The 18,674-nt window shown below is 41.3% G+C and carries 17 protein-coding genes and 1 pseudogene; 5 read left to right on the top strand and 13 right to left on the bottom strand.

The features are described 5' to 3' along the window. The first annotated feature begins 106 nt into the window (after window positions 1-106). From C2M25_RS03035 to C2M25_RS03020, 4 genes and pseudogenes are all read left to right on the top strand, one after another. Window positions 107-2,028, top strand: a pseudogene (locus tag C2M25_RS03035) (PrkA family serine protein kinase). Window positions 2,029-2,055: 27 nt separating this feature from the next. After that, a complete protein-coding gene (locus C2M25_RS03030; protein WP_105180358.1) occupies window positions 2,056-3,342 on the top strand; it encodes a YeaH/YhbH family protein in 1,287 nt (428 codons plus the stop codon). 20 nt (window positions 3,343-3,362) lie between these two features. Further along, window positions 3,363-4,877, top strand: a complete 1,515-nt coding sequence (locus C2M25_RS03025; RefSeq protein WP_063705883.1) for a SpoVR family protein — start codon at window positions 3,363-3,365, stop codon at window positions 4,875-4,877. Window positions 4,878-4,882: 5 nt separating this feature from the next. Further along, complete coding sequence (locus C2M25_RS03020; RefSeq protein ID WP_063705885.1) at window positions 4,883-5,764, top strand: universal stress protein; 882 nt, start codon at window positions 4,883-4,885, stop codon at window positions 5,762-5,764. Between the two features lie 52 nt (window positions 5,765-5,816). Here C2M25_RS03020 and C2M25_RS03015 read toward each other — a convergent pair whose 3' ends face one another. Together C2M25_RS03015 and C2M25_RS03010 are read right to left on the bottom strand one after the other, a co-directional pair. Beyond that, the gene (locus C2M25_RS03015) at window positions 5,817-6,779 is read right to left on the bottom strand and encodes a sensor domain-containing diguanylate cyclase (protein WP_063705887.1); all 963 of its coding nucleotides are present in this window, start codon (window positions 6,777-6,779) and stop codon (window positions 5,817-5,819) included. 3 nt (window positions 6,780-6,782) lie between these two features. After that, the gene (locus C2M25_RS03010) at window positions 6,783-7,787 is read right to left on the bottom strand and encodes a response regulator (protein WP_063705889.1); all 1,005 of its coding nucleotides are present in this window, start codon (window positions 7,785-7,787) and stop codon (window positions 6,783-6,785) included. 205 nt (window positions 7,788-7,992) lie between these two features. On the opposite strand from C2M25_RS03010, the gene tpx reads away from it, so the two are divergent. Beyond that, entirely contained in the window at window positions 7,993-8,574 is a 582-nt protein-coding gene (gene tpx, locus C2M25_RS03005) for a thiol peroxidase (RefSeq protein ID WP_063705891.1), read from the top strand. A gap of 67 nt (window positions 8,575-8,641) precedes the next feature. Here the strand turns inward: tpx and adk are convergent, their stop codons facing one another. From adk to C2M25_RS22285, 11 genes are all read right to left on the bottom strand, one after another. Then, entirely contained in the window at window positions 8,642-9,286 is a 645-nt protein-coding gene (gene adk / locus C2M25_RS03000) for an adenylate kinase (RefSeq protein ID WP_063705894.1), read from the bottom strand. A gap of 179 nt (window positions 9,287-9,465) precedes the next feature. Then, the gene (gene htpG / locus C2M25_RS02995) at window positions 9,466-11,379 is read right to left on the bottom strand and encodes a molecular chaperone HtpG (RefSeq protein WP_063705897.1); all 1,914 of its coding nucleotides are present in this window, start codon (window positions 11,377-11,379) and stop codon (window positions 9,466-9,468) included. Window positions 11,380-11,648: 269 nt separating this feature from the next. Then, window positions 11,649-12,446 (bottom strand): hypothetical protein, encoded by a 798-nt coding sequence (locus C2M25_RS02990; RefSeq protein ID WP_063705899.1) that lies wholly within the window; start codon window positions 12,444-12,446, stop codon window positions 11,649-11,651. 134 nt (window positions 12,447-12,580) lie between these two features. Beyond that, window positions 12,581-13,189, bottom strand: a complete 609-nt coding sequence (gene recR / locus C2M25_RS02985) for a recombination mediator RecR (RefSeq protein WP_105173974.1) — start codon at window positions 13,187-13,189, stop codon at window positions 12,581-12,583. Window positions 13,190-13,199: 10 nt separating this feature from the next. Beyond that, on the bottom strand, window positions 13,200-13,526 hold the full coding sequence (locus tag C2M25_RS02980) for a YbaB/EbfC family nucleoid-associated protein (protein ID WP_054551547.1): 327 nt from the start codon (window positions 13,524-13,526) through the stop codon (window positions 13,200-13,202). Between the two features lie 59 nt (window positions 13,527-13,585). Continuing rightward, window positions 13,586-16,018, bottom strand: a complete 2,433-nt coding sequence (dnaX, locus tag C2M25_RS02975; protein WP_105173973.1) for a DNA polymerase III subunit gamma/tau — start codon at window positions 16,016-16,018, stop codon at window positions 13,586-13,588. A gap of 3 nt (window positions 16,019-16,021) precedes the next feature. Next, on the bottom strand, window positions 16,022-16,567 hold the full coding sequence (gene apt, locus C2M25_RS02970) for an adenine phosphoribosyltransferase (RefSeq protein ID WP_105173972.1): 546 nt from the start codon (window positions 16,565-16,567) through the stop codon (window positions 16,022-16,024). A 148-nt stretch (window positions 16,568-16,715) separates the two neighbouring features. Further along, window positions 16,716-16,838, bottom strand: a complete 123-nt coding sequence (locus C2M25_RS22160) for a hypothetical protein (protein WP_254907726.1) — start codon at window positions 16,836-16,838, stop codon at window positions 16,716-16,718. Window positions 16,839-16,923: 85 nt separating this feature from the next. Next, on the bottom strand, window positions 16,924-17,667 hold the full coding sequence (locus tag C2M25_RS02965; protein ID WP_105174344.1) for an HvfC family RiPP maturation protein: 744 nt from the start codon (window positions 17,665-17,667) through the stop codon (window positions 16,924-16,926). Between the two features lie 7 nt (window positions 17,668-17,674). Beyond that, complete coding sequence (locus C2M25_RS02960) at window positions 17,675-18,538, bottom strand: HvfB family MNIO-type RiPP peptide maturase (RefSeq protein WP_105173971.1); 864 nt, start codon at window positions 18,536-18,538, stop codon at window positions 17,675-17,677. A gap of 54 nt (window positions 18,539-18,592) precedes the next feature. Next, on the bottom strand, window positions 18,593-18,674 hold an 82-nt coding region (locus tag C2M25_RS22285; RefSeq protein WP_442792923.1), incomplete at its 5' end, for an HvfA family oxazolone/thioamide-modified RiPP metallophore.

Genomic DNA, 18,674 nt, shown 5'->3' with positions numbered 1-18,674 from the left:
TTAATTTTCTTGCGCAAAAATTCAAAATCGTGACTAAGCTTTAATTAGCCTTTGCTTTTCTCTTAATCTAATTACACGTCATTTTAGCGGGTTTTCGGAGGTCTCTATGAGTATTTTTGAGCATTACCAATCACGATACGAAGCAGCGCAAGAAGAAGAATACAGTATTGAGGAATTTCTCGAGATCTGTAAGAAGGATAAATCAGCTTATGCCAGCGCACCAGAGCGGCTATTAATGGCCATCGGTGAGCCGGAGATTATCGACACTTCAACCGATGCGCGCTTAAGCAGGCTGTTTTCTAATCGCGTAGTCGCACGCTACCCTGCATTTCACGATTTTTATGGTATGGAAGATGCCATTGAGCAAATCGTCTCTTATTTAAAACATGCTGCGCAAGGCTTAGAAGAATGTAAGCAAGTACTGTATTTACTTGGCCCGGTAGGTGGGGGTAAATCATCCATTGCTGAAAAGCTTAAATACTTAATGCAGCAGGTACCTATTTATTCGATTAAAGGCTCGCCTGTTAACGACCACCCTTTAGCGTTATTTGACCCAAATGAAGACGCTGAGCTTTTAGAAAAAGAATACGGCATTAAACCGCGTTATTTAAAAACGGTGATGTCACCGTGGGCTGCAAAACGCTTAAGTGAATTTAATGGTGATATTAGCCAATTTAGAGTGGTTAAGCGCTATCCATCTATTTTAAATCAAGTTGCGATTGCTAAAACCGAGCCGGGCGATGAAAACAACCAAGACATTTCAGCGCTAGTCGGTAAAGTCGATATTCGCCAGCTGAACACTTTGCGCAAAACGACCCTGATGCGTATGCCTATTCAGGTGCGCTTTGTTTAGCAAATCAAGGCTTAATGGAGTTTGTGGAAATGTTTAAAGCGCCAATCAAGGTGCTACACCCACTACTTACAGCCACGCAAGAAGGTAACTACAACGGAACAGAAGGTATCAGTGCCCTGCCGTTTAGCGGCATGATTTTAGCTCACTCAAATGAATCTGAGTGGCAAACATTTAAAAACAACAAAAACAATGAAGCATTTTTAGACCGTGTTTACATCGTCAAAGTGCCTTACTGTTTACGTGTTTCTGAAGAAGTTAAGATTTACAATAAATTGCTTGAAAACAGTGAATTACATGATGCCCCTTGTGCACCGGGCACATTAAAAACACTGGCACAATTTACCACCCTTTCTCGTATGAAAGAGCCTGAAAACTCAAGTATTTATTCAAAAATGCGCGTCTATGATGGTGAAAGCTTAAAAGACACCGACCCGAAAGCGAAGTCGTATCAAGAGTACCGCGACTACGCGGGTGTTGATGAAGGCATGACCGGGCTCTCTACCCGCTTTGCGTTTAAAATTCTATCGCGAGTGTTTAACTTCGATACCACTGAAGTGGCGGCCAACCCAGTGCACTTATTCTATGTTCTTGAGCAGCAAATAGAGCGTGAGCAATTTACCGCCGACGTTGAAGAGCGTTACTTAAGCCACTTAAAAGGGTATCTCATTCCTCAGTACGTGGAGTTTATTGGTAAAGAGTTACAAACGGCCTACTTAGAATCGTACTCTGAATATGGGCAAAACATCTTTGACCGCTACGTGACGTATGCTGATTTCTGGATCCAAGATCAAGAATACCGCGACCCAGATACTGGCCAGCTATTTGACCGTGCTGCACTTAACGCAGAGCTTGAGAAGATTGAAAAACCTGCGGGTATTTCAAACCCTAAAGATTTCCGGAATGAAATAGTCAATTTCGTACTGCGTGCGCGTGCGCACAACCAAGGCAAGAATCCGCTTTGGACCAGCTACGAAAAACTTCGCACGGTTATTGAGAAGAAAATGTTCTCAAATACCGAAGATCTGCTGCCGGTTATTTCCTTCAATGCGAAAACCTCGGCTGAAGATCAGAAAAAACACGAAGACTTTGTCAATCGTATGGTTGAGAAAGGCTATACCCAAAAACAAGTACGTTTACTTTCTGAATGGTATTTACGCGTTAGAAAATCGCAGTAAAAAAACGTTTGTTTTAAGGGGGTTGTTATGGCGCATTTTATTGACCGACGCCTGAATGGAAAAAACAAAAGTACCTTGAATCGTCAACGGTTCATCAGGCGTTATAAAAAACAGATTAAAGAAGCGGTATCTGATGCCATTAATAAGCGTAGCGTAACCGATACCACTAGCGGCGAGAGTATCTCGATTCCGCAACGTGATATCAGTGAGCCTATTTTTCATCAAGGACGTGGTGGCGACCGTGAACAGATCCACCCTGGTAATGACCAATTCTCTACGGGCGACAGAATTAAGCGCCCGCAAGGAGGCGCTCAAGGGGGTGGCAGTGGCGAAGGTGAAGCCAGTGATTCTGGTGAAGGACAAGACGACTTTGTATTCTCTATTTCAAAAGATGAATACCTAGACTTATTGTTCGAAGACCTTGAACTGCCTAATCTGCAACAAAACCAGCTCGATAAACTGGTGCAAATGAAAACCCATCGTGCTGGTTTTTGTAACGACGGCATGCCCAGTAATATTGATATTGTTCGTTCATTACAAGGTTCACTCGCCCGCAGGGTGGCAATGACCGCAGGCAAAAAACGTCACCTTGCAGAGCTTGAAGGACAACTCGCGTTACTCAAAGCAGAAGAGCAACCTGATAAAGCGGCCATCGCTTTACTTGAACGTCAAATTGAGGAACTACAAAGTCGCATTAAAGCGGTGCCTTTTATTGATAATTACGACTTACGTTTTCGTAACTATGAAAAACGACCACACCCTACAAGCAAAGCCGTGATGTTTTGTTTAATGGATGTGTCAGGCTCGATGGATCAAGCGACCAAAGACATGGCAAAACGCTTTTATATTTTGCTGTATCAATTTTTAACCCGTAGCTACAAAAATATAGAGGTAGTCTACATTCGTCATCATACCCAAGCGAAAGAAGTCGATGAGCAAGAGTTTTTCTATTCTCAAGAAACGGGTGGCACCATTGTTTCTAGTGCATTGAAACTGATGAACGAAATCATCGCGGAGCGTTATAACCCTGAAGAGTGGAACATTTACGCAGCACAAGCCTCTGATGGCGATAATTGGGCCGATGACTCGCCAAACTGTGGCGAAATTTTACGTAATAAACTGTTAAAGGCGGTGCGCTATTACGCCTATATTGAAATTACCGCCCGTGCTCATCAAAGCTTATGGCGTGAGTATCAATCGATAGCACAAACCCACGACAATTTTGCCATGCAACACATTCGTGGCGTTGAGGACATTTACCCAATTTTCCGTGAATTATTTAAAAAGAATCGTCAGCAGCAAGGCGTCGCATAGCCTTGCGAGTGAGGTAAAGTATGGCCGATAAACGTATTAGCGACGGTCCTGATTGGACATTTGATTTATTAGCAGAGTATCAAACTGAGATTGAACGGGTAGCGAAAATTTATAAACTCGATACCTACCCAAATCAAATTGAGGTGATCACTGCTGAACAAATGATGGATGCCTATTCGAGTGTGGGTATGCCGATTGGCTATAGCCACTGGTCGTATGGTAAAAAATTCATTCAAACAGAACAAAACTATAAACGTGGGCAAATGGGTCTTGCTTATGAGATTGTGATTAACTCAGATCCGTGTATTGCTTATTTAATGGAAGAAAACACCCTGCCAATGCAAGCCTTGGTAATGGCGCACGCTTGCTATGGCCACAATTCATTTTTTAAAGGTAATTACCTTTTTAAAACTTGGACTGATGCCAGCTCTATTATCGATTACTTATTATTTGCCAAAAATTATATTGCTAAATGCGAAGAAAAATACGGCATCAATGAAGTTGAGAATCTCATCGACTCATGCCATGCGTTAATGAATTACGGTGTGGACCGCTACAAACGCCCGCAACGTATTTCACTGTACGAAGAACAAAAGCGCCAGCAAGAACGTGAAGATTACTTACAATCGCAAGTCAACGAGTTGTGGCGCACAATCCCTACTTCGCAGCAAGAATCAAAAAAACGTGAGCGCCGCTTCCCTGCTGAGCCACAAGAAAACATTTTATATTTCATCGAAAAAAATGCGCCGCTGCTTGAGTCATGGCAGCGTGAAGTAATTCGTATTGTGCGTAAAATTTCGCAATATTTTTATCCCCAAAAACAAACTCAAGTGATGAATGAGGGCTGGGCTACGTTTTGGCATTACACCATTTTGAACCACCTGTACGATGAAGGTAAGCTCACCGATGCCTTTATGCTCGAGTTTTTACAAAGCCACACCAATGTAGTGTATCAACCGCCCTACAACAGCAATTATTATTCAGGGATCAACCCTTATGCTCTTGGCTTTAATATGATGGTTGATATTCGCCGTATTTGCGAAAACCCAACCGAAGAAGACAAGAAATGGTTTCCAGAGTATGCCGGCAGTGATTGGTTAGAAACCTTACATTTTGCAATGCAAAACTTTAAAGATGAGAGTTTTATAAGCCAGTTTTTATCGCCAAAAATTATCCGAGATTTTAAGCTCTTTACCATTATTGATCATGAAAAAGAGCCAACCCTTAATGTCGGCGCTATTCATGATGAAATGGGCTATCACAAGGTTCGTGAAACGCTTTCTGCACAATATAACTTAAGTAATCACGAACCAAACATTCAAGTCTATAACGTTGATATTAGAGGAGATCGTTCACTTACCCTGCGTTATGTACCCCATAACAATATTCCATTAGCGAAATCAAAAGATGAAGTACTAAAACACCTTTACAGGCTATGGGGCTTTAAGGTAAAACTGGAACAAGAAACCTCAACAGGTGAAGTTTCATTATTGGGTGAATGCCCAAGCAGTGATACCCGACACACAACAGAGTAGGCAAAATGGATAAAAAAATACTGGTGATCATCGACTCGATAGCCGATGCTAAAACGTCAATATTACACGCAAAACAAAAAGCCAAAGGAGTGAAGCATATTGATATCGTCGCCTTTAGCTATGAAGACACCAACAGTATTTTATATTCTATTCCACCCGATGAAGCGCTCGCTATTCAAGATAAGGAGCTCGCAAAAGTTCGTAATGCGCTAAGCCCTCTTATTAGCGAGCATTTAGACGCTAGCAGCTATACGTTGCAAACACTGTGGCATGAAAACCCAGTGCAGTGGCTTGCCAATGAACTTGATACGTCAGATTATGAAATGGTGATTAAAACTCGCCATATTGACGAACAAACGCAATTTACAGAGCTTGACTGGCAACTTATTCGCTTTAGCCCGTTACCACTTTATTTAGCTGCTGATAACAAATGGCGAAACAATACCAATGTGTTAGCAGCACTTGATTTGGGCAGTGAAAAAGCAACCAAATACCGCTTAAACGAAGCGATTATTAAAGCGGGATTAGCCTATGCTAATGACTACGACAGCGAGTTTTATGCCTGTTATACCGTGCATGTATCGCCGTTTTTACGTGATTTGGGGATTGTATTTTCAGATGAGCAAGTCATTAATGCGTTCGAAAAGCTACCGATAGCGCAGCGTGCCTTAATTGAAGCACATGACTTAAAAGATAAACTTGAGATTAAAGCGGGTGTGGTTGAACAAGTGATCCCTAGTATTGCTGCAAAATTAAATGCCGATTTAGTGATTATGGGTTCGGTGGGCAATACCGGAATTAAAGGTCATTTAATTGGTAATACCGCTGAAAAGGTTATGAAACTACTTAAAACAGATATTCTCGTTTTACCGCCGCTTGGCGTTTAACTCGTATCACTTAATAGAATTGTTATGAAAAAGGGGCTTATTAGCCCCTTCTTTATAAATCTGTATAAGCTGTAACCCTGTTACGGCCATTTTCTTTAGAGTGATACAAGGCTTTATCTGCCGCTTCAACCCATTTTTCGTAACGATCAAATTTTTCGTCAAAGCACGCAAAACCAATACTGACCGTCAGTTGAATTTGTTTGCCACCAAAGTAAATCGATGAATTCTCAATCAGCGTTCTTAATCGCTCAGCGAAGATATGCGCTCCTTCATGATCAGTATCGAGCAAGGTTACCGCAAACTCTTCCCCACCGTAGCGTCCAGCTAAGTCTGTTTCACGTAGAGTTTTACGAAGCAAGTCTGCAATATGACGCAACGCCTCATCCCCACCGCGGTGACCATGTTCATCATTGACCTTTTTAAAGTGATCGATATCAAACATCAATAAGGTGCTGCACCCGCCACTACGAACAATACGCATATATTCTTTGCGTAACTTTTCTTCCCAATAACCGCGATTGGTTAGCTTGGTAAGTGCATCAGTGCGGCTCATTTGTTCAAGCTTGCTGTTGGCTTCTTCTAGCTCTTTTTTATTCACCGCTTCATCGGTTACATCATAGATAATGATACAAATATGCGACACTTCGCCTGTGGTCGTCGTCAGTGGTATAAAGGTGGCATTTTGATACATATGATCCGCTTTACCTGTAATTGGGCGGTAATTTTTAAAGCGGAAAATATACGGCTGCTGCTCCCAGATAGTAAACGAGCGATTATTTAAGATGAACACAGACTCTGATTTGCTGCGAAACCACTTTTCATCGATTGATGGAAATAAGTCGAACAGATCTTTGTCTTTCACCGCGCTGGGCAATAAGCCAGAATGGTTTTCCATAAACCCATTCCATATGCATACTTTGTAGTCTCTATCGAGCACTACTAGGCCTACATCAACGGTATTAAACATATCCATTAACCAATGGAGTTCATTCATATTAAAATCGGCTGCAGGCATAGTCTAGTCTTCTAATAAATAAGCTACTTTGTACTTAAGGGTTTTTAATGAGTCCTCGGTGAACAGCAACATCAAATCACAGTTGATATTGTGATTTTCGATGCCATAGCTGATCTCAATCGCCAGCGTTCGTTGCCAGCGAGATTTATTGGCTTTTACTAAATCGGTCACATCACAATGCTGACCTAGTACCACAGGATGACCTTGGCTAAAACGCATATCGAGCTGTTTAGAAAGCCCTGATAAAATTGCACCGATCAGAATGTTGCTGACATCCATCAACAGCTCAAGCTCAACTTTATCGTTAAGCTCACCTTCGTAATTCATTAGTGATGCAATTTCTTTAAAGCTTGAATCATTTAGCAGTAATAAGGCTTCACCAGACACACCGCCGCCAATAAATCCTTGGCATACACCTGATGTCGTTGCGTTAGCATCAATTGAGCGTAGAGCCATATCTAGCTCATTTACTTCTAATACATTTACATTAGGGATTGGAAGTTTTACGAATACATTAAGAAGACGCGCTAATAAGTCCCCTGCTTGCCCCATAGCCACGTTTGTGAGTTCTTGATAGATGTCACGTACATCAGGGTCAACTTGCTCACCTAGCTTATTAGCAAGTCGTTCACGCATGGCTTTGTCTTTAATGCCATGATGCTCGATGATATTGGCAAGCTTTTCTGCAGAACACGGTTTTTGAATAAAGTCGATAGCACCTAACTCAAGCACACGTTGATGGGCGTTAGGCTGGATATCACCAGAAACAACGACAGTAAGCACATGAAGGCCTTGATCTTGAATGGCTTGAAGTACTTCGTAACCATCCATTTCAGGCATGTTTAAATCGAGAAATAGAATTTCTGGCTGGAGTTTTTTGATTTGCTCAATACAGTGCACACCGTCCTCAGCAAACTCAACTTTAATATCCCAATCATCGGGTAAAGAGCGCGCTAATTGTCGACGAGCTAACTTTGAATCATCACAAACTAATACCGATGTTGACATACTCTCTCTCTAAATCCGTACTTTTTAACTAGACACAAATTTGACTAGTAACTTTATTCTTATTTTTATATATAAAAAATAGGGTCACGAACACATGTTAATCAAACTATTGGTTATTTACAATTTTAAATTGTACTAATCCTTGGACCGACTCCTTGAGTATAATACACTGATGTTAAATGCGTTAATTTGAAGGAATCTTATTATGTTACGTCCACTTATATTTGCACTTGGAGCAGTATGCACGTTTAGTTATGCGGGTGATTTATCAGAAAATAGTTTAGATGCTGGTAAGGTTTCTGCGCAGTCAAAGCCTGTCACCTTACTAGGACAAGGTGTTGAAGTTGGTCAAAATGCACCTAATTTTAAAGTAGTAGATGGTAGCTTTACACCCGTTACACTAGACAACTACCAAGGCCAAGCGGTGCTTTTAAGCGTAGTGCCAAGTTTAGACACCGGTGTATGCAGTATTCAAACCAAACACTTTAATGAAAAGGTAGCTTCAGAATACCCAAGTGTAGCCATGCTTACTCTAAGCGCTGACTTACCATTTGCTCAAAAACGTTTTTGTAAAGCAGAGAATATCGACAAAGTGGTGACTTTATCGGATTCTGTATGGCATGACTTTGGTAAGAACTACGGTTTGATTATCAAGGATATGGGCCTGCTAACCCGTGCGGTATTTGTATTAGATAAAGAGCATAAAATCGTTTACAAACAGCTCGTTGATAACCTTTCAAAAGAGCCTGATTACGACAGTGCTATTGCTGCGTTGAAAAAACTGTAAAAACTCAATATCAACTCGCATAAAAAAACCGCCCAGTGGCGGTTTTTTTATATCTGCTATTAGGCTATTAACCTAAAAGCTCACCAAGTTGTTGGCTAACAGCTTCAACAGCTTGTGTACCGTCTAACTTGTGGTACTGAGTGTTGCCTGCTGTTGCTTCAGCTTGGTAGTAATCAACTAATGGTTTAGTTTGGTCGTGGTAGATACCTAAACGCTTACGCACTGTTTCTTCAGTGTCGTCATCACGAATGATAAGGTCTTCACCTGTGATGTCATCTTTGCCATCAACTTTTGGTGGATTATAAACAACGTGATAAACACGACCAGAACCTGGGTGTACGCGACGGCCACCCATACGCTCAACGATGATTTCGTCAGCAACGTCAAATTCGATAACGTGATCAACAACCACACCATTCTCTTTCATTGCATCAGCTTGAGGGATCGTACGTGGGAAACCGTCTAGTAAGAAACCTTTTTCGCAATCTGGCTTAGCGATGCGCTCTTTAACTAGACCGATAATAATTTCGTCAGATACTAATTGACCTGCATCCATTACTTTTTTAGCTTCAAGACCAAGTGGTGTACCTTCTTTGATTGCTGCACGCAGCATATCGCCCGTAGAAATTTGTGGAATACCGTATTTGTCCATCAAAAACTGAGCTTGAGTACCTTTACCTGCACCCGGCGCGCCCAAAAGAATAATGCGCATATCATTGTCCTCTGTGTGATACTAATCTTAAAAATGGTCGATCAGTGGAGTTTTGTTTTTAGAGCCTGAATTCTTCCACAACTGAGGCTATACCTCAAGTAACTTATACCAATTGCCTATATTAGCAGCAATAAAAAAGGGAGCCTTGCTCCCTTTTTCAACTCATTCAGTTAAAACGCTTATTTGCTTAAATCTAGCATAAGTTTGTTCAAACGAGTTACAAAGCCTGCTGGGTCTTTTAACGTACCGCGCTCGGCCAGTAATGCTTGGTCAAGAAGTACATGTGACCACTGGGCAAACTTGTCTTCATCTTGTTCAACGTTTAAGTGTTTAACAAGCTGATGCTCAGGGTTAAGCTCAAAAATTGGCTTTTGCTCAGGTACAGTTTGACCTACAGACTCCATTAGCTTTTGCATTTGCGAGCTCATATCATGCTCATCAGCAACAACACAAGCTGGTGAGTCTGTTAAACGATGCGTAAAGCGTACATCTTTAACATTATCACCTAACGCAGTTTTAATACGCTCAACTAGGCCAGCAACTTCTTTTTCTGACTCTTCTTGCGCTTTTTTCGTGTCTTCGTCATCCATGTTGCCTAAATCTAAGTCACCACGGGTGATTGACTGGAATGATTTTTCGTTGAACTCAGTTAAGTAGCTCATCATCCACTCATCAACACGGTCGCTTAGTAGCAATACTTCGATGCCTTTCTTACGGAAGATCTCTAAATGTGGTGAGCTCTTCGCTGCTGCAAACGAATCTGCAACCACATAGTAGATTTTATCTTGCTCTGGCTTCATACGCTCAATGTATTGCTCAAGCGATACATTTTGTGTGCTTTCGTCAGTGTGTGTAGAAGCAAAACGCAATAGCTTAGCAATGGCTTCTTTGTTTGCCATATCTTCAGCTGGACCTTCTTTTAACACCTGACCAAATTCATTCCAGAACGTTTGGTAATCTTCTTCACGATTTTTCGCCATGCGCTCAAGCATTTTCAGTACACGCGATGTACAACCTTTACGGATTGCTTGCGTTACCTTGTTATCTTGTAAGATTTCACGCGACACGTTAAGTGGTAAGTCGTTTGAATCAAGCAGACCTTTTACAAAGCGAAGGTAACTTGGCATGAATTGCTCTGCGTCATCCATAATGAAAACGCGTTGTACGTATAGTTTTAAACCCGTTTGGCGGTCACGGTTCCATAAATCAAAAGGCGCTTTTTTAGGAATATATAACAAGCTCGTGTATTCAGTTTTACCTTCAACCTTGTTATGTGCCCAGCTTAATGGCTCTTCCCAATCATGGCCAATGTGCTTATAAAACTCTTTGTACTCTTCGTCTGTGACTTCTGACTTATCACGAGTCCATAGTGCTGTCGCGCGGTTAATACCTTCCCACTCGCCTGGCTGCGCAGGAATTTTTTCGCCATCTGGACCTTCTGACTCTGGTACTTCTGCTTTATACATTTCAACAGGAATCGAAATATGATCAGAGTATTTAGTTACGATGCTACGTAAACGGAACTCATCAGCAAATTCTGTTTCGTCTTCACGAAGGTGAAGAATAATTTCAGTACCGCGTGTTGGTTTCTCAATCTCTTGTAAGGTGTAATCGCCTTCACCTGCAGATTGCCATTCGATACCTTGGCTTTCACCTGCTTTACGCGTACGTACGGTTACTTTATCAGCAACGATAAATGCTGAGTAAAAACCCACACCAAATTGACCAATCAATTGTGAATCTTTGCTTTGGTCACCTGTTAGGTTCTGGAAAAATTCTGCGGTGCCTGATTTGGCAATCGTACCCAGTGAATTGATCACATCTTCACGGCTCATACCAATACCGTTATCAGTAATGGTGACCGTGTTTGCGTCTTTATCGGCGCTGATACGGACTTTCAAATCTGCATCGTTTTCGTATAAATCGCCATTAGAAAGCGCTAGGAAACGCAATTTATCTGCTGCATCTGACGCGTTTGATACAAGCTCACGTAGGAAAATCTCTTTATTAGAGTAAAGAGAGTGAATCATCAGGTTTAATAGTTGTTTGACTTCTGTTTGAAAGCCTAATGTTTCTTTTTGTGCTGCAGTCATTGTGTAAATCTCCAATTAACAAAGTGTCTAATCTGCACTATGACTCATATATGGGGTAGGCTTTTGGAACTTCAAGGCAAAAAATTAAATTTGCGGGGAAAATTGAGGTTGCTCCATCTAATTAGCAACTTTCATATCGGCTATTACGAGTAAAACTTATCAATTATATTTAAGATATTAACATTGGAGGTTTCAATACTGATTCCAACCTAAAACAAGATCTCTAATTAATAAGTGATACTTAATCTATTAATGAATAAACAATTGCATCAAAAATATGAGCACTGAGTAGCAGGTAAGGTCTGTAATTCTTTGTTCGAGCGCAATACAGAAACGTTCAAATGAGAACACTCTTTAACTCTTCTTAAATTTTTTTCACCAAGAAAAGTCCACATAGCATGACTTGCTTCAAGATCATAATTTCGGTTCCCTAGCCAAGTATTTTCACCTTGACTATAAACTTTATATATAAATTCAGAAGGATACATTTTTCCATCAGAGTCAATATTAGACTTGAAGTAAGCAGTAAAATCCCCTTGCGAATTTAGAAACTTAAAGAACACTGGTTTGTTTGAATCTTTTAAGAAAACATCAAGCGAGGTTTGCACATCAGTAGGCGTAAGCTCAGCTCCTAATTCAACTAGCTTCTCATCAACTTTTTTAATTAGTACTTGTCTATCAATATTATTAGCTACTGATTTCTCAAAAGAATTTAACTCTAAAGAATGAATGTAATCTGAAAATTTACATTCATTAAATACACAGTTTCTCTGTGGCAATTCAATGTTAATATTATTTAATTTGATACTTTCTTTATTACTCAGTAACCAAGCGCCTTTGTAGTTAGACTCTGTAGTAACTGTGAAGAAATATTTTATGGTTAATTTATTCCCTTCATTTATACGCTCACCCTCAACCGTGAGTGTATCTTTAGCAGTGACCAAAAGTTTTAATGGGCATTCTTTGTAAAATTCAGGTTTCTGATTAACCAGATTGCATTTTGTATCTGTAGCAAATGCAACTGAAGAGAATGTATATAAAAAGCTAAGTGTTATCAGTATTTTCATTGTTTAAAATCCTTATCAAACCACTTAATAAGACAATACTACAATTAAAACACAAATTAAACCGTCCCCACTTAAGTAACATCTTACAAACAAAAAAGCCTGCTTAAAGCAGGCTTTTGATACCATATCAGGTATTAGTTTTGGTTTACGGCGCGTCGTCCACTAAATGCATGCATTAGGGTCATGCCATCAAGTAAGTCGAGCTCACCACCAACAGGCACACCGTGAGCAATACGAGATGCACTCACTTGGTACTTGTGGCAAAGCTCAGCAATATAATGAGCGGTGGTTTCCCCCTCAACACTTGGATTTGTTGCGAGGATCACCTCATTAATACCGCCTTGTTGCAACTTGCTTTCAAGAATATCAAGGCCAATTTCTTTTGGTCCTATGCCATCAATTGGCGACAAGTGACCCATTAAAACAAAGTAAAGCCCTTGATATTGACCAGTTTGCTCAATAGCGAGTACATCGGTTGGTGATTCGACCACACACAATAAACCACTATCTTGGCGTTTAACACTTAAACAAATATCGCATACAGCTTGCTCTGTAAAAGTACGACAAGATTGACAATGCCCTACTTCATCCATTGCTTTGGTTAATGCATGACCAAGCTGTTTACCACCCTGACGGTCACGCTCAAGCAAATGAAAAGCGATGCGCTGTGCCGACTTAGGGCCTATGCCCGGCTGACATCTTAGCGCTTCAATTAGCTGTGTTAAACTAGGAGATAGTTGCATACAAAATCACTTAGAATGGCATTTTCATACCTGGTGGTAATTGCATACCGCCAGTTACTTTGCTCATGCGCTCTTGAGTTTCTTCAGCAACACGACGAACAGCATCATTACACGCTGCCGCTAATAAATCTTCGATCATGTCTTTGTCGTCTTCCATTAGGCTGTCATCTAATTCAACACGACGAACATTGTGGTTACCAAGCATAGTTACTTTAACTAGGCCTGCACCTGCTTCACCTACAACTTCAAGGTTTGCGATTTCTTCTTGGGCTTTTTGCATGCGCTCTTGCATTTGCTGCGCTTGCTTCATCATGTTACCCATTCCACCTTTAAACATAACTGTCTCTCTTTCTAAACTACTTTAATTGGCATGAAGATAAGGGCTATTGTAACTAATTACAATGCCTGAATACTGTTTTCATCGATTATAGCGCTAAATAACTGCTGAAATTGCACTATATTTTCATCGCTATTTATTACATCAATCGCTTGTTGATGACGTCCCGCATCAATTTTTTGTTGAATTAAATACGGTGAATCAATTACGCCATCAGCAAACTCAATACTGAGCTCTACATTATGGCCGTAAATTTCACTTAATGCGGCATTGAGCTTTTGTCTTAGCACAGCGCTATCTAAATGGCGCTGTGATGAATCAACTTCAATGTGCAGCTGATTATTCTGCTTGGTAAAGATTGAATGCAGCGCAAATTGGCGCATGCGCCCACCCAGTCCCATGCGTTTTATTAAATACGCCCATTCATCTTGTTCGTGTGCAAATTTAATACTGCTGATCGGGCTTTCAAAATCATCGGGTACCGGAATACTAGCTTCTTCAACGACTGGCTCTGGCGCTTTTTGCGGATTGATCTGCTCAAGCAGCTCTGGCGCTAAATTTTCGGTGATTGTTTGATGCTTTTCTCTAAAGTCGACTTTTTTTACTTTATTAGTGCTCTCCCCCGTTTGCTGGGGGATGGGCTTTTTTACTTCAGCAGCCATTGCTTGCTGCTGAGGCTGAATATTGGTCGTGGCTTGGTTTTGTTGCCTGAGCGGCTCTACTACCGGCTTTGCTTCAGGCTGTGGCTCTGCTTTTACATCCGTTTGCGTCGCCGCACCACTTAAACGCCCGGCTCCTGAGATATTACGGTCTTGTAAAATACGTGCAATAGCCGATTGCGCTTGGCTTTGCTGCTGTTGCAATTGTGCAGGTGCAGTTTGCTGTTGCTGGGGCGCAGCAGCTTCATTTGCTGTAAAGCCCTGATCATAGGCGCTATTCATCACATCATCGTATTGCGCAGCAAGTGATGGATCCATTTCGGCATCATCATCCATGTAATCTTGCGCGGAGTACTCTGGTGTAGAGTAAGCTTGCGAAGAATCATCAGCAGCAGGCATCTGTTCTGCATTACTTTGCTCTTGCTGTTGTGGCGCTGGTTTAACGTCAGCGGCCATTGCAATTTCAGCTGGTTGAGCAGATTGTTCTAAAGGCTTAGCTTCAACTTGCTGATCAGACTCTTGGCTTTGTGCCGTTTCTGCCCTAGCTGTTTGAATAGGTGCTGCTTGTGTTTGCTGAGCCTCTGAAGGCACAGGATTTGTATGCTCAGAGCTTTGCGTTACTGGTGCTTGGGCTGATGCAGCTTGTTCACGTTGCGCCGTTGATTTTTTTAAAATATCGCGCAGTGCACTGGCGCCTGTTGGCTTAACCTGCTGCTGGGTATTCGCTGGAGTTTGGCTTTGTGCAAATTGAGTAGGTTGGAATGCAAGCAGTCGCAACATGATCATTTCAAAGCCAAGTTTAGCATCGGGTGCCCATTGCAAATCCTTTTTACCATTTAATAGTAATTGGTAGTAAACCTGCATCTGCTGTGCATCAGTGGTTTGTGCCACCTGCTCAATAAAATCTCGGTTAGTATCATCAAGTGCCGCTGCACTAGGCACGAGTTGCACAAGTTGAATAAGATGCGTAAGTGCAATTAAATCGTCGAGCAAGGCTACAAAATTAGGGTTTCGGCTAACAACTGCTTTTACTTCTTGAAGTAATGCATCGCCATCTTGGCATAGTAACGCTGCTAACATGGTTTGGCTATATTGAGTATCCATCAAGCCAAGCATGGTTTGCACAGCCTGATGATTAATATTGCCATTGGTTTGCGCAATTGCTTGGTCTGTAAGGCTCAGTGCATCACGCATACTGCCGTCAGCTGCTTTCGCCAAAATAGACAATGATTTATCGTCAAAACTTAGTTGTTCTTGATTAAGAACATGGGCAAGTTGATCATGAATTTCTGATTGCGACAAAGCATTTAAATTAAACTGTAAGCAACGCGATAAGATCGTCACAGGCAGTTTTTGCGGATCGGTTGTCGCTAATAAAAACTTCACATGCTCCGGGGGCTCTTCCAATGTTTTTAGTAAAGCATTGAAACTATGCTTTGACAGCATGTGAACTTCATCGATTAGGTATACCTTGTAACGTCCACGTGTTGGTGCATATTGAACGTTATCAAGGATTTCGCGGGTATCTTCTACTTTAGTACGCGATGCCGCATCGATTTCTAATAAATCAATATAACGACCTGCTTCGATGTCAGTACAACTTGAACATTGGCCGCATGGCTCAGCAGAGATACCCTTATCGCAGTTGAGGCTTTTTGCGAATATACGTGCGATGGTTGTTTTACCCACCCCACGGGTTCCAGTAAAGAGATAAGCATGATGGAGTCTATTTTGTGTTAATGCATTAACTAATGCTTGTTTAACATGAGACTGCCCCACTAACTCGTGAAAGGTTTGTGGTCGCCATTTCCTTGCTAGAACCTGATAACTCATTAATTATTCGCCTTCGAATTCAACCAACTTTAAGATTTTGATGCCCATATCAGCAACACGTTGTTCACCGCCCAGTTCAGGTAAAGAAACAACAAATGCAGCATCAGTTGCGTTACCGCCTAGCTTAGCGACTAATTTTGCCGTTGCTTCGATTGTGCCACCTGTAGCCAGTAAGTCGTCTACTAATAACACTTTATCGCCAGGGACAATTGCATCTGTATGAAGCTCAAGAATATCTTCACCATACTCTAATTGGTAGCTTTGTGAAATCACTTCGCGAGGAAGTTTGCCCGGTTTACGAACTGGAATGAACGGAACACCAAGTGCATATGACAGTGGCGCACCAAAAATAAAGCCACGTGATTCAGTACCAATGATTTTTGTAAAGCCTTGGTCTTTATATGCGGCAATAAAGCTGTCGATAGTTGCTTTAAATGCCTCAGCGTTAGCCATTAAAGTGGTTACATCGCGGAACATAATGCCCGGCTTAGGGTAATCAGCGATCGTTGCAATGCTCTGTTTGATGAGCGTTGAAGTTGCTTGAGTCATAATTATACTGCTCAAAAAGTTTATCTAACAAAGCTCGAGAGTATAACATCACCTTAGTAGAAAGTCGGTAGCAAGTTTCGAAATAATATAAGCAGCAATAAAAAAGGCTGCATAATGCAGCCTATTGTCTTAAATTTGCTTACGCAGATTAAGATAAAGAAGTGATCCAACCAAGGATAGCGTTAAGGCAGCCAATGCCACCGAATACAGCTAAAAACGCAATGAAATAAGTTGCATTGAACGGATCTTTAAAGTCTTTATCATTCGACATAGTTACTACCTTTATTTAAGCACGACAAAATAAGGCAGACATAATAGTCGAACTGCCCTCATCAATAAAGAGCTTTAGCCGATTTTTAAACCAATGTATTACTAACCACAATACCTCGCTCAGCCATGGCACTTAAGGTATTAAGCGCTCCTTGATAAAGCTGTTCTTGACTAAACTGAGGTGCATGCTTTGCAACTACTTGGCACACATGGTTTAAATCGATTCCTGGCTGAGATTCAATCATGTTTAGCAGTAACGCGGTCATCGCATTAGTTGATAAAAACTGCACTTCGTCATCGCTATCCCGATATACCACAAAATAGCTTGCCTCAGCTGCGGGCTCACTTGGTTGATTATCCACACTGATGGTATGAACTGGAAAACGATAACTCAAATTGCGAGCAAGGGAGCTTAAATACAATTCAGAACTGGTGACTTGATGAGCCGATAAGTTCGTTTCGTTTTCCAGCTCCTTCGCAACCGACACATCGAGCTCAACCCACTCATAATGCGCCAGTTCTAACATGAACGCAGGATCATCACTTTGCATTTCATAGTCATTTGCAAGAAAGGCCAAAAACTCCCCGGCAATATCTAAAAAATAAGGCGATTTACAATTATGTTGACTAAAAAACTGCCTAACGAGTCTGTGCCACGCTTGCTCTGAATATAAACTTTTTAGAACAGGATAGGCAGAGCTGACAAACCCATCCACATTATTAAAAAATAAGTCGCGGTAAATCGCCATACGGCGCTCTGAAACATCAACGGGCTTAGCATGTTGCTCAGGGTCGCGGATATGCGCCATAAACGCTTGCTGTACTTGCATAAAATGATTAGGCACTGTGTTTCACCGTTACTTGATTTTGCTTATTGGCTGTGTGCTGCAGTGTTTCAATGGTTTTAAGCTCTGCTAATAACTCACTCATCGGCGGAATATTAAAATCACGTTCTAATAAGGTGGGAAATACCCCATGAACGTCATAAGCTTTTTCAAGCAATCGCCAAACAGGGTCAATGACAGGCGCACCATGGGTATCAACCAATAAATCTTTAGCTTCAGTATAATGACCCGCAACATGTCCATAGGCGATGCGCTTTGTTGGTAATGCAGCTAAAAACTGCTCAGCATCATAACCATGATTAATCGAATTAACGTAAATGTTATTCACATCAAGCAGTAATTGACAATCGGCTTCTTCTAACACTGCATTAGTGAACTCAAGTTCAGTCATTTGTTGGCCAGGCGCGCCATAGTAAGAAACATTTTCGATAGCAATTGGCTGCTCTAGAATATCTTGTACTTGCCTAATACGAGAGGCCACATGTTTAATAGCCTCTTCAGTAAACGGAATAGGCATTAAATCATACATATGCCCTTCACCAGAGCAGTAGCTTAGGTGCTCGCTGAATAAACGAATATTATGCTCTTTAAAGAAAGCTTTTAGCGATTGCACAAATTCAATATCAAGCGCTTCTGGTGAGCCAATTGATAACGATAAGCCATGACAAACAAAGGCGTGCTGTTCAGTAAGCTGTTTAAATTGTTTACCAAAACGCCCCCCAAGCTTTAGCCAATTTTCAGGCGCAACTTCTAAGAACTCAATGGGTTTCGGAACATCGATGAGCATTTCGTCAAGCATTTCTCGGCGCAAACCTAATCCTATTTGCCCAAAATCTGCTGCTGATTTATTTAACATACTACCTCCTACTAAAAAGGGCCTTTACGGCCCTTTCAAAAGCTAAGTGAGCGTTTAGTGGTTAGAACCACATTTACCTTCGCCACACTTACCTTCTTTAGCTGCTTTTTTGTCTGCGCCACATTTACCTTCGCCG

It is taken from the genome of Pseudoalteromonas sp. T1lg21 (assembly GCF_002964625.1).
In the GTDB taxonomy this organism is placed as follows: Bacteria; Pseudomonadota; Gammaproteobacteria; order Enterobacterales; family Alteromonadaceae; genus Pseudoalteromonas; species Pseudoalteromonas gelatinilytica.
Note: the sequence above shows the minus strand (reverse complement) of the source record. Positions and strands in the feature narration are given on the sequence as shown.

Excerpts from the sequence above, each read along its gene's own strand:
- C2M25_RS03030 (WP_105180358.1), top strand. The coding sequence starts at position 2,056 with ATGGCGCATTTTATTGACCGACGCCTGAATGGAAAAAACAAAAGTACC.
- C2M25_RS03025 (WP_063705883.1), top strand. The coding sequence starts at position 3,363 with ATGGCCGATAAACGTATTAGCGACGGTCCTGATTGGACATTTGATTTA.
- C2M25_RS03020 (WP_063705885.1), top strand. The coding sequence starts at position 4,883 with ATGGATAAAAAAATACTGGTGATCATCGACTCGATAGCCGATGCTAAA.
- C2M25_RS03015 (WP_063705887.1), bottom strand. The coding sequence starts at position 6,779 with ATGCCTGCAGCCGATTTTAATATGAATGAACTCCATTGGTTAATGGAT.
- C2M25_RS03010 (WP_063705889.1), bottom strand. The coding sequence starts at position 7,787 with ATGTCAACATCGGTATTAGTTTGTGATGATTCAAAGTTAGCTCGTCGA.
- tpx (WP_063705891.1), top strand. The coding sequence starts at position 7,993 with ATGTTACGTCCACTTATATTTGCACTTGGAGCAGTATGCACGTTTAGT.
- adk (WP_063705894.1), bottom strand. The coding sequence starts at position 9,286 with ATGCGCATTATTCTTTTGGGCGCGCCGGGTGCAGGTAAAGGTACTCAA.
- htpG (WP_063705897.1), bottom strand. The coding sequence starts at position 11,379 with ATGACTGCAGCACAAAAAGAAACATTAGGCTTTCAAACAGAAGTCAAA.
- C2M25_RS02990 (WP_063705899.1), bottom strand. The coding sequence starts at position 12,446 with ATGAAAATACTGATAACACTTAGCTTTTTATATACATTCTCTTCAGTT.
- recR (WP_105173974.1), bottom strand. The coding sequence starts at position 13,189 with ATGCAACTATCTCCTAGTTTAACACAGCTAATTGAAGCGCTAAGATGT.
- C2M25_RS02980 (WP_054551547.1), bottom strand. The coding sequence starts at position 13,526 with ATGTTTAAAGGTGGAATGGGTAACATGATGAAGCAAGCGCAGCAAATG.
- dnaX (WP_105173973.1), bottom strand. The coding sequence starts at position 16,018 with ATGAGTTATCAGGTTCTAGCAAGGAAATGGCGACCACAAACCTTTCAC.
- apt (WP_105173972.1), bottom strand. The coding sequence starts at position 16,567 with ATGACTCAAGCAACTTCAACGCTCATCAAACAGAGCATTGCAACGATC.
- C2M25_RS22160 (WP_254907726.1), bottom strand. The coding sequence starts at position 16,838 with ATGTCGAATGATAAAGACTTTAAAGATCCGTTCAATGCAACTTATTTC.
- C2M25_RS02965 (WP_105174344.1), bottom strand. The coding sequence starts at position 17,667 with ATGCAAGTACAGCAAGCGTTTATGGCGCATATCCGCGACCCTGAGCAA.
- C2M25_RS02960 (WP_105173971.1), bottom strand. The coding sequence starts at position 18,538 with ATGTTAAATAAATCAGCAGCAGATTTTGGGCAAATAGGATTAGGTTTG.